Source organism: Marinospirillum celere, assembly GCF_900112235.1.
Lineage (GTDB): Bacteria > Pseudomonadota > Gammaproteobacteria > Pseudomonadales > Halomonadaceae > Marinospirillum > Marinospirillum celere.
Window position 1 is genome coordinate 651345 of the sequence record NZ_FOLH01000001.1, and the last position, 10899, is coordinate 662243.

9 protein-coding genes are annotated in these 10899 nt (G+C 49.6%); 7 read left to right on the forward strand and 2 right to left on the reverse strand.

All coding sequences use genetic code 11. The annotated features are described in order from the left end of the window. Positions 1-362 precede the first annotated feature (362 nt). Positions 363-1631, reverse strand: a complete 1269-nt coding sequence (locus BM185_RS03090) for a RidA family protein (protein WP_091959090.1) — start codon at positions 1629-1631, stop codon at positions 363-365. Positions 1632-1891: 260 nt separating this feature from the next. Between BM185_RS03090 and BM185_RS03095 the strand changes: the two genes are divergently transcribed. The 7 genes from BM185_RS03095 to acuI all read left to right on the forward strand — a co-directional run bounded on the left by BM185_RS03095 (position 1892) and on the right by acuI (position 9558). Beyond that, entirely contained in the window at positions 1892-2557 is a 666-nt protein-coding gene (locus BM185_RS03095; protein ID WP_091959093.1) for an NADPH-dependent FMN reductase, read from the forward strand. Positions 2558-2723: 166 nt separating this feature from the next. After that, positions 2724-3542, forward strand: a complete 819-nt coding sequence (locus BM185_RS03100; RefSeq protein WP_091959096.1) for a substrate-binding periplasmic protein — start codon at positions 2724-2726, stop codon at positions 3540-3542. A 47-nt stretch (positions 3543-3589) separates the two neighbouring features. Further along, positions 3590-5086, forward strand: a complete 1497-nt coding sequence (locus BM185_RS03105; RefSeq protein ID WP_177203453.1) for a sensor histidine kinase — start codon at positions 3590-3592, stop codon at positions 5084-5086. Next, positions 5083-7317, forward strand: coding sequence for a bifunctional diguanylate cyclase/phosphodiesterase (locus tag BM185_RS03110; protein WP_091959103.1), 2235 nt, complete (start codon positions 5083-5085; stop codon positions 7315-7317). Before BM185_RS03105 ends, BM185_RS03110 begins: the two co-directional genes overlap by 4 nt. An 86-nt stretch (positions 7318-7403) precedes the next feature. Continuing rightward, complete coding sequence (locus BM185_RS03115; protein ID WP_091959106.1) at positions 7404-7805, forward strand: hypothetical protein; 402 nt, start codon at positions 7404-7406, stop codon at positions 7803-7805. A gap of 89 nt (positions 7806-7894) precedes the next feature. Beyond that, positions 7895-8530 carry an acrylate utilization transcriptional regulator AcuR gene (gene acuR, locus BM185_RS03120; RefSeq protein WP_245751661.1) on the forward strand — a complete coding sequence of 212 codons (636 nt, stop codon included), beginning with the start codon at positions 7895-7897 and terminating at the stop codon, positions 8528-8530. A gap of 38 nt (positions 8531-8568) precedes the next feature. Further along, positions 8569-9558, forward strand: a complete 990-nt coding sequence (acuI, locus tag BM185_RS03125) for an acrylyl-CoA reductase (NADPH) (protein WP_091959112.1) — start codon at positions 8569-8571, stop codon at positions 9556-9558. Between the two features lie 13 nt (positions 9559-9571). Here acuI and BM185_RS03130 read toward each other — a convergent pair whose 3' ends face one another. Further along, positions 9572-10897 carry an MFS transporter gene (locus BM185_RS03130; RefSeq protein ID WP_091959115.1) on the reverse strand — a complete coding sequence of 442 codons (1326 nt, stop codon included), beginning with the start codon at positions 10895-10897 and terminating at the stop codon, positions 9572-9574. Positions 10898-10899 lie beyond the last annotated feature (2 nt).

Genomic DNA, 10899 nt, shown 5'->3' on the forward strand with positions numbered 1-10899 from the left:
AGAAAGAAGGATCTTTGACTGAAGTAAATCTTTCTTGGGAAGGCGGGGTCTCTTTCATGCAGGTTGTCCAGCTTTTAGTGGGTGTTGGTCAAACCTTTTTCCAGGCAATAAAAAACCGGCGCAGTGGCCGGGTTGGAACTTCTACAAATATTTGGCTAATCGCGAAGACGAGCTTGCTACCAGTTTTAGGGCTTCACTCACCCAGAATCTAAAGCCATGCAAAAACCTCAGAAAAGCTGTTATGAGTGGATTTCAGGCATTTAGCACTGCTAAGGGGGAGGATAAAAAGCCACTCCTGAGAAGTGGCTTGGTGATTGCTATTGAATCAACCCCGCTTGAAGCTTCCGGGGTGGGCCGTTCTCTTAAACAAGCGGTGGTGTGCCTTCCGCGTTGGAGACGACTGCATCAACCTGAATCAATGCACCTTCAGGCAAGGCGGACACACCAACAAGCCTTCGTGCCGGTGTACCTTCAGGAAAGTAGCTGGCGTAGACAGAGTTGATGGCTTCGATGTCTGCAAGGTCTTTAATAAAGAGATTAACCTTGACCACATCCTCCAGCGCGTGATCAATGCTTTCCACGATGGCCTTTATGTTCTCCAGACACTGCCGGGTTTGCTCCTTAATGCTACCCGCTACTAGCTGGCCAGTTTTGGGGTCGAGGGGCAACTGCGCGGAAAGATGGTTGTAATGAGAAAAAGCCACAGTTTGCGTGGACAGGGAGCAAAGGGGCGCGCGTTCTGTAGTGTTCGCCTCGACAATGATCTTGTGTCTGTCCTCAACGGCCTGGGGTGGGGTGCCGTCACCATGGGACACTACGGCTTCAATTTGCACCTGAGCATGCATGGGCAGGGCAGCCGCCTGAATCACGGTTCTTGCTGGCAGGTAACCCGTGGCTCTGGCAATGGCTGAGTCGGGGAAGAAGCGCGAATACACACGATTAACGGCTTCGATATCGGCAAGGTCGGTAAGGAAAATGTTGATTTTGACGATGTCATCCAGGGGTACATCAATGCTTTCCAGAATGGCCTTGATATTCTTCAGGCACTGCGCGGCCTGTTCTTCAACACCACCCACGACCAATTGACCGGATTTCGGATCCAGCGGTAACTGAGCCGACAGGTTGTTGTAGTGGGAGAAAGCCACTGTCTGGCTGGAAAGGGGGTCCAGCGGCGCTTCTGAGGTGTTGTTAACCTGCTTGATCAAATCGCCAGCCTGGGGCGCATTGGGGATGGTGCCCACGCCATTGGAAACCAGGGCTTCGATCTGTACTTGCGCATCCAGCGGCAGGGCCGCAACGGCAACCACTGTGCGAGTGGGCAGGTAGTGAGTAAAGAAGGTTTTATAGACTTCATCCACCTGCTCAACGTCCTTGATGTCTGTCACGAACAGGGTGATTCGGACCACATCGCTCAGGCTGTGATCAATGCTTTCCAGAATCGTTTTGATGTTTGCAAGGCACTGCCGGGCTTGTTCTTTTATACCGCCGACCACCAGCTGGCCAGTATTCGGATCGATGGGGAGTTGAGCAGAAAGGTTGTTGTAGTGGGAGAAGGCGACCGTGTGTGAACTGAAGGGGTTGACCGGTACCGGCTCGGTGTTTCTTGGTAAAACTGCATTGTTACCACTCATGTTAATAGCCTCTATTGTTTTTGTATTTTTCTCGATTGAGAGGCTTAACTATACCGCTTTGCAGCTATTTTAAAACCCCGTGGTCACTCAACTCACAGCTTCTGGCGCAAGTCTTCAGGCCAGTACCAGGAGCACAGAGTTTCGATCTTAAGTAAACTGGCTGATGGCCTCTGGTAGCTCCAGGCACTATTTTGTTTAGGCGGTGGTCCATAATGCAACAGTATATATTTTAGTCTGATAAGGCATGAGAGGAGTTGTAAATGAAGTTTTTAGTTTTTTTGGGCACTCTACGCGATAGCACACCTCCGAAGCCTGCTCGTCTTGGTGTTCGAGTTGCAAAGGCGGCTCTCGAATGCCTGCACCTTCGCTATAAAGAACATGAAGTCGAGTTGGTTGATGCTCTGGACTATCCGCTTGAAACTGTTTTTAAACCTCATTTTTCCTATCCAAGGAGTAAGGCACCTTCTGAGCTCAATCAGCTGGCCGACAAGATAGAGGCTGCTGATGGGTTTATTATGATTAGCCCTGAATACAATCATTCAATGAGCCCTGCGCTTGCCAATCTGCTAAACCACTTTGGTAGTTCTTTATTTTCTTACAAGCCTAGCGCCATCATGACCTATTCAGCAGGCCAGTGGGGTGGAATGCGTGCGGCAATTGGTATGCGTACATTTCTTTCAGAGCTAGGCTGCCTGCCGGTTTCTGCAATGATACATGTACCTAAGGCACAAGAAGTCTTTGCACCCGATGGTTCGCTACAATCAGGGGAAGGGCAAGCATCCTGGTTTGATTATTTTGGCAGAACCTTTAGTCAACTGGTTTGGTGGGCTCAGGCTGCGAGGGAGCATCGAGCAAAAATTAATCCTCACAACCTGGTCGGAGATTTCAAAACGGATCCTTCCCAGCGAAACGCTCCGCAGGAGTAATTTTGATTCTGAATGAAAAGGGGCAGCTCTTACTGCTTGAGCTGGGCTGTTCCATACTGATCTTAAACAAACTATTGCTTTTCAAGCGCTTTTCAAAATATTCTGGTATAAGAACTGAAGCCTGAAAAAAGGCTCTAATGCTTACAGCAGGCAGATAAGAAGAATAATGATGATCAGCCAAAGCAAGCTAGTGGTGTTGCTGGTTGTTGGGCTTTTGGCGCCAGGTTGGCTCTGGGCTGAAACGCGGCAACTGGTTATTGCCTATGAGAACAAAGAGCAGCCCCCTTATTACATGGGTGATACTTATGAAGTTTTGCCTGAGTATCCTGGTGTGGCTGTGGAAATGGTTCAGCTTCTTGAAACCAAGATTTCCAATATCTCCATTACTCTTGTCAGAGCGCCCTGGGGCCGCTGTCTTTCTGGTTTAGCCAGCAATCAGTACGATGGTATTTTCAACGCCAGTTATCTGAGTGACCGCTTGGAGATCGGCTGGTATCCAACGCTGGATGGAACCCATACAGGTGAGGTCGATTCTTCCAAGCGCATTACTGGGATTCGCTATTCTCTGTATCGAAGGGCTGATTCTTCCTTGAGTTGGGACGGGGAGGCTTTTCAGGGTTCTGCTGAAGCCTTGCAGTCCTTGGGCGCGCCACGTGGTTATTCCATCGTTCAGGATCTTAAGCAGCGTGGCTTGAGTGTTCAGGAGGTTCCAGGAACCAGCAATGCCATGTTGATGTTATTGTTGGGCCGTTTGGAAGGGGCGGTTTTACAGGATGTGACAGCAGATGCCTTCCTTTCTGAAGCCGACGATCGTTATCAGAGTATTCTTAAAGAATTTCCTCCAGTTGAGGATAAGGACTATTTTCTGATGCTTTCACATGGGTTGGTGGCAAGTGATCCTGAGCTGGCCCAAAAGATCTGGCGCAGTTTGGCCGAAATTCGCGAAATTTACGGTGAAGAACTGCGCAAGAAATATGAATACTAATAGGATTCTGCTACTTTTAGCTAATGCCTGCCAATAAGAAAACATCGTTGACTAAGAAGTACCTCCAACTAGTCCTTCCGGTACTGGTATTGGTTGCATTGGTGTTTATTTTGATTCTGATTTACCAGGAACTGACCAGTCAGAAGCGCAGCCAGCAGCAGTATTATCAAGGCCAGGCGGCACAGTTGGCGCACCTGCTGAGTGAGCCCGTCTGGCAATTTTCTGATGGCATTGTGAATACCTTGCTGGAATCGGTACAGGATGAGCCTGAAGTTCGCTGCGTGAGTATGGAATTTGCAAGAGGCTTGATGAATGGCAGTGAAATAGGCGATTGCTCGGAAGTAACTCGTGAGCACTTAAGAAGCTTTGCTGCCCCCGTTTTGTACATACACCAAGGCGAAGAAGAGCAGCTGGCTGAAGTTACCCTTTATATTCAAGAAGCCAGTGTTTGGGGCGCTGTTTACCGGGAGATAGGCTACCTTTCTGCGCTGGTTATTTTGTTGTGCCTGGCATTGGCTATTGCAACCTTTCAGGCCTTTCGGAAAATCATTTTAAGGCCGCTGGAAAGAGTGGCTGATTCCTTGCGCCATTACCACCAAACCGGTGAGCGTCAAACAGTGGATTGGCATACTCAGGATGAACTGTGTTACTTGATTAGCGAGTATAACGCCAGTCTTCAGCGTCAGGCTGAATCTGAGCGTAAGGCCCATGAAGCCAGGGTTCTTGCCGAAGAAGCACTGCAAAATCTTAAACAGGCTCAAGATGGGCTGATTCAGGCCGAAAAGATGGCTTCTCTGGGTGGCCTAGTGGCGGGGGTTGCGCATGAAATTAATACCCCAGTGGGTAACTGCCTGACAGTGGCTACCTCGGTTGAAGCCCTAACCATTGATTTTAAAAAGGTTTTAGAGGCAGGAAGCCTGAAGCGTTCGCAGTTGGATCAGTTTGTGGCTCAGGTGGAAGATGCTGGAGCTTTGTTGAATAGAAACCTACACAGAACCGCTGAGCTGGTTAGCAATTTTAAACAGGTCGCGGTGGATCAAACCAGCTCCCAGCGCCGCAAGTTCGACTTAAAGCAGGTGGTGAATGAGGTGGTGTATACCCTGCGTCCTCAATTTAAGCATCAAACGCATCAGATTTTCCTGGAAATTCCTGAAGGGATAGCTATGGACTCTTATCCCGGTCCCTTGGGGCAGGTGATCTCCAATTGCGTTAATAATGCACTGGTACATGCTTTTGAAGATGAAAAACCTGGAAATATCAAGATACAAGCGCAATTACGTCATGAAAATCAGGTGCAAGTAATAGTGATGGATGATGGTAAGGGGATGTCGCCTGAGCATCTACAAAAGGCCTTTGAACCCTTTTTTACAACCCGGTTGGGGCAGGGTGGTTCCGGGCTGGGTTTGCATTTGGTGTACAGCATAGTGCGCGGTATTTTGGGTGGTGAAGTACATATCACCAGCACGCCGGGTCAAGGAGTAGCTCTGGCGATGAACCTGCCGTTGAAGGCCCCTCTCAAATCAGCAGCCCGAGGTGATGAGTGAGTAACGAAAATTCTGTAAGTGATGAGTTTTTTACTTTTGCTGATGAGAGTCTAGCAACCCAGCAAACAGATTCTGGAACTGAAATCCCTTGGCCGATTCTGATTGTTGATGATGAAGAGGAAGTGCATGAGGCAACACGCTTTGCTCTTCAGGGCGTGGATATTCTAGATCGCCCCTTGGAATGTTACAGCGCTTATTCTGCTGTAGAAGCCTGCGAACTCCTAAAAAAGCACCCAGATTTTGCCTGTATTCTGCTGGATGTGGTCATGGAGTCTGAACAAGCCGGCTTGGAGCTGATCAGCTATATTCGTGAAACCCTGGAGTATTCCAGCCTGCGAATTATTTTGCGTACCGGACAGCCGGGTTATGCGCCCGAGCTGGAAGTCGTTAATCGTTACGATATCAATGACTATAAGCAAAAAAATGAGCTTTCCCGCACTCGCCTGATTACCAGCCTAACTTCAGCTTTGCGCTCATATCAGCAAATACAGGTGATAGAACGCAGCAGGCAGGGTTTGGCTTTGATTATTGAAAGTGCTCCACGTTTGTTTTTGGAGCGCTCGGCTTCAAAATTTGCTAAAGGGGTGCTCATACAGCTGTGTAGCCTGCTGGGAATTGATGAAAATGGTTTTATTTGTTGTCATGAGGATGTCCGAGATCAGCAGGTTAAGATTTTGGCTGGATTAGGCCGCTATTCGCCCTGGGTGGGCCAACCCATAGAAAAATTAGGTGATGCCGGCCTGCAGAAGGAAGTCGAAAAGGTGCTGCAAAACCAGGAAAGCTGCATCGAAGAAGACCACATAACTTTTTATATACGTTCACCCCACAAGGATGAGCTGGTGGTGCGGATTGAAACCCGTAGGCCCCTGTCAGAAATGGATATTCGCTTGATCAAGCTGTTCTCGGTTAATGTTGCCGTGGGCTTTGATAATGCTCAGCTTTTTGAGCAGGTTGAGCATCTGGCATTTATCGATCCGCTAACCAGCTTACCTAACCGTAGTGCTTTTATTCGCCTGCTGGAACAAACCATAGCGGTGAATCAGCCTTTTACACTCTTACTGGCTGATTTGGATAACTTTCAAGCAGTGAATGATGGTTTAGGCCATCAGGTGGGGGATGAAACCCTGCAGCTAACCTCTGAGCTTTTGGGCCAGACCTTCGGACAAAACTGTGAGTTGGCCAGGTTGTCAGCAGATAGCTTTTGTCTTTTGATTCCAGGCAAACATATTACTGAGCTGACCAAGCAATTGCAGAAGCTGCAATGGACTCTGGATGAAGGCCTTACTGTGCGGGGGTATGAAATCCCCTTGAGTATTACCTGGGGCGCTGCGCTCTATCCGGATCATGCCAAAAAGGCTGGCACTTTGCTGCAAAATGCCAGCATTGCCATGAAAGATGCCAAGGCCAACCAAAGAGGTGGCTTGCGGTTATTCAACAAGGGTTTTGACCAGGTTTTACAGCAGCGTCTGCAGACTGCCAGTGAACTCCGGCATAGTGTTGCCAGAAGTGAGCTGGAACTGCATTTTCAGCCGCAAATTGCACTGAAAACCTCGCGTTTAGTTGGTGCTGAGGCCCTGTTACGTTGGCGGCGAAATGGTGAACTCGTTTCGCCGGTTGATTTTATTCCTGCTGCAGAAAGTTCGGGCCATATTGTCAGCATTGGTGCTTGGGTGCTTGAAGAGGCCTGTCGTCAACAGCTGCATTGGCAGCAGGAAACGGGTTTAGAACTGACAGTGGCAGTTAATGTTTCCATGCGCCAATTACTGGATGTGCATTTTTTGGAAATGCTCACGGGAGTGGTTCAGAAAACAGGTATTAACCCTAAAAACCTGGAACTGGAAATCACCGAGACGGTGATGATGGAAAACGCTGAAACTGTTGTTGATCTGCTGGCCGAGGTACGTGACCTGGGGGTACAAATAGCTATCGATGACTTTGGAACTGGCTATTCATCGCTCAGTTACCTTCAGCAGCTTACCGTTGATCGTTTAAAGATCGATCGCTCTTTTGTACAGCTGGTTGCAGAGCAGGATGAAGCTCGAGTGATAGCAGCCATGATCGTCAAAATGGGCCAACTTTTAGGTTTTAAGGTTTTGGCCGAAGGGGTAGAAACCAGTGAGCAGTTGGCTGAGCTTAAAAAATTGGGTTGTGATGAGGTTCAGGGGTTTTATTATGCAAAACCCATGGCTGCCGATGCCTGGCTGGAATATGTCAATCAACTAAACTGTTAGATCGTTTCTCTTTAAGTTACATTTTGTGTAAACTTTGAAGAAAGCTGTTGCTGTTGACTTTAAGCCCAGTTAATTCAGGAGATCTCATGCGCTTTTCCTTGTTTGGCGTTGCTGTTTTGGCGCTCTTTTTATCCGCTTGTAAGTCAGATCCCAACCGTGTCCACCATGTCGAAGATGAAGTCAGGGAGACGATCAAGGCACAAATTTCCCAGCAGTACCGGGAGCCTGAAGCAACCCGTTTTCGAGTTCAGGAAATTGCTTCCTATGATCCCAATGCTTCCGAGTTCGTAAAAGAATTCATTTCTAATGCAACCAGCTACATGCTTTGTGGTGAAGTGAACGGCAAAAACCGCTTTGGCTCCTATGGTGGTTACAAGCACTTTGCAGCCCTCTATCTTTCTGCCTTGGACGAAGGCGGTGATCCTGAAGTGGATGTGATGTACCAAGGCAACCCTGGTTTTGATAGCTTCGCCAGCGATTGTCCCTGATTTTTAATTACCCTAGACACCTGGTCTATTTTTTTATAGGATTAATTAGACGATTGGTCTAATTAATTTGGGTCGCTATGAGAGACGCTTTGGCAAGAAGTAACAAACCCCGCCGTGGTCGCCCTCCCAAGGGCTCCGACCCCGCCTACAGTGAAACACGGCTCAGTTTGATCCGTACTGGTTTGGCGGTGCTGACTGAAAAGGGCTATTCCTATACGGGCATTGATGAAATTCTGAAAAAAGCCGGAGTTCCCAAGGGGTCTTTTTATCACTACTTCAAAAACAAAGAGGCTTTTGGAGAAATTCTGATTGATGCCTATGGCAAGTATTTTGCCCGCAAGCTGGAGCGCTGGCTTGAAGATACTTCCATGCCCCCTTTACAGCGTCTGGCGGCTTTTGTTGAAGATGCCGGCAGAGGAATGGCTGTCCATGAATTCAAACGGGGTTGCTTGATTGGCAATTTGGGTCAGGAGATGTCGGCTTTACCGGAGAGTTTTCGCAACCAATTAACAGCGGTCCTTCAGGATTGGCAGCAAAGAACCTGTAAATGCCTCCAGGAAGCTCAGCAAAGCGGCGAAATGCAAACCGGTTTAGATGCTTATGAGCAGGCGGCTTTTTTCTGGATCGGTTGGGAAGGAGCGGTACTCAGGGCCAAGCTGGATCAATCTACGGAACCCTTGAATCAATTCGCAGCGGGCTTTTTTCGTTTGATTAAAGCCACTTAAATATCACGGGATGCAAGAGTCCCAAGAGGAGAAACACTATGTTTAGAGCACTGGTTATCGATAAGCAGGATGATAAGCAAAAGGTAGCGATTAAAGAGCTGGATGAATCCCAGCTTCCCGAGGGCGATGTAACCGTCAAGGTGGCTTATTCAACGCTGAATTATAAGGATGCCCTGGCAGTTACTGGTAAGGGACCGGTTGTCCGTAGTTTTCCAATGGTGCCGGGCATAGATTTGGCAGGTGAGGTGGAAGAATCCAGCCATCCCGACTTCAAACCCGGTGATGCTGTGGTACTCAATGGTTGGGGTGTGGGTGAAAAACACTGGGGCGGCCTGGCCGAAAAAGCCCGCTTGAAAGGGGATTGGCTGATTCCATTAAACAAGGCCTTTACGCCCCGTCAGGCCATGGGTATAGGCACCGCTGGCTATACAGCCATGCTTTGTGTTCTGGCGCTGGAAAAACAAGGCGTGACCCCTGATAAAGGTGAAATTCTGGTGACTGGCGCTGCGGGTGGTGTTGGCAGTGTTGCCATAGCCGTTCTAGCCAAGCTGGGCTATCAGGTGGTTGCCATGACTGGGCGTGCGGAAGAGGCTGACTTCTTAACCTCTCTGGGTGCCAGCCGGATTATTGATCGTTCCGAATACAGTGAAGCAGGTAAACCTCTGGCTAAAGAACAATGGGCCGGTGCCATCGATGTCGCTGGTGGTCAGGTGCTGGCAAATGTCTGTGCCAGCATGAAGTATCGGGGTGTGGTTGCCGCCTGTGGTCTTGCAGCGGGCATGTCCTTTCCTTCCACTGTGGCTCCTTTCATTCTGCGCGGTGTTACTCTTTGCGGTATTGATAGTGTTATGGCCCCCCGTGAAGACCGGATTGAAGCCTGGGATCGTCTGGCCCGTGACCTGGATTTGAGCAAACTGGAGCAGTTGGTCAAGGATGTCAGCCTGGAAGAAGTAGCCGATATCACGCCTTCCATTTTGGCGGGTAAAGTGAGAGGGCGCCTGGTCGTTCCCGTTAAAAACCAGGCTTGATTGACCTGCTTGGTTAGCCGGAAACTTCTTTCCAGTTACGGCTAATAAGAGCGCTGGCCAGTCCTGCGCTGCCCAGTAGTATCAGGGTGGCCTGAACGGAGAAAAGCGCCGTTAGGGCACCCAAAAGGCCGGTTAATAGGAGTAGGGCACCGATGACACTATTGCTGACAGCAACATAGTCGGTGCGCTTATTCCCTCCGGCCATATCGACCATGTAGGTTTTGCGACCCAGTCGTACTCCAGCATGCGCTATGCCCAATCCCAAAAAGCAAAGCAAATAGAGCCCCCAGGTCAGGCTGCTCGGTAAGCTTAGGAGCGAAACCAAAGCAACTAACAGCGACAAGCCGCCAGCAAGAGCCGAAGCGTTGGAGAAAACCTTACGACTGGATTGATCGGCCCAGCGTCCCCAAATGGGTGAGCTGATCAAACCGGCCAGCCCTTCCACAGCAATAAACAAACCCAGTAGTACCAGTGCACCTCCCAAATCATCCCGAGCCAGAGCCAGATAAAAGGGTGCAGCCAATCCCGATCCCATCGCCAGTGCTCGTGCCACCACAAATTTCCGGAAGAGGCGGTCATCTTTGAGTAGGTTGAGTTTTTTGAAGGCTTCTGTCAGCCCATTGGCACCTCCCTCGGTAGCGCCTGGGAATTCAACAATTCGGCTGAACACGAGTGCGGCCAGAAACCAACAGGCCGAAGCCAAAAGCAAAAGACCCGCATAGAACCAACTGGAATCCTGGTTTTGCAGCATGCCCAGAAGTAGACCGATGGCCAGAGTCACACCGCCCGATAGAGCACTGATCCAACCACCCAGGCGACCCCGCCGGGTTTTCGGGATGGTTTTGCCCTGAACATCCTTGAAAGCGACTGAGCAGGCTCCACGCGCCAGACTAAACAGGATGAGTAAACCCAAGAGGCTATAACCCGCTAGGGCACCTTCCAGCACCAGAGCCACCCAGCCCATTAATAGCAAGCAGCTGCCCTGGAGTCCGCCTCCCCAGACCCAAACCCACTTACGAATTGCCTGACGCCTTACCAGGGCGCCGATTAGCATCTGAGGAAGCATGGAGCCGGACTCTCGAATAGGGACGAGTAGACTCAACATCCACGAAGGTCCACCCAGATGCAAAAGCAGCCAGGGCAAGGTTGTTTTTGCTGAGGCCAGTTTGTCCGCCAGGCTACTTAGCGTGTTGGCAATGAGTGTATAGAGAAAGTTGCCGGGTGTTTCCTGGCAGGCTTCGTCTGAAATATCCTTGCAGACACGCCCTTCATCATCTTCGGCAAGACGTTCATAAAGGCTTTCGGCCCAGTCGGGGTGCTTATTATTGGGTGATGTCATCG

Excerpts from the sequence above, each read along its gene's own strand:
- BM185_RS03100 (WP_091959096.1), top strand. The coding sequence starts at position 2,724 with ATGATGATCAGCCAAAGCAAGCTAGTGGTGTTGCTGGTTGTTGGGCTT.
- BM185_RS03090 (WP_091959090.1), bottom strand. The coding sequence starts at position 1,631 with ATGAGTGGTAACAATGCAGTTTTACCAAGAAACACCGAGCCGGTACCG.
- BM185_RS03130 (WP_091959115.1), bottom strand. The coding sequence starts at position 10,897 with ATGACATCACCCAATAATAAGCACCCCGACTGGGCCGAAAGCCTTTAT.
- BM185_RS03095 (WP_091959093.1), top strand. The coding sequence starts at position 1,892 with ATGAAGTTTTTAGTTTTTTTGGGCACTCTACGCGATAGCACACCTCCG.
- BM185_RS03115 (WP_091959106.1), top strand. The coding sequence starts at position 7,404 with ATGCGCTTTTCCTTGTTTGGCGTTGCTGTTTTGGCGCTCTTTTTATCC.
- acuI (WP_091959112.1), top strand. The coding sequence starts at position 8,569 with ATGTTTAGAGCACTGGTTATCGATAAGCAGGATGATAAGCAAAAGGTA.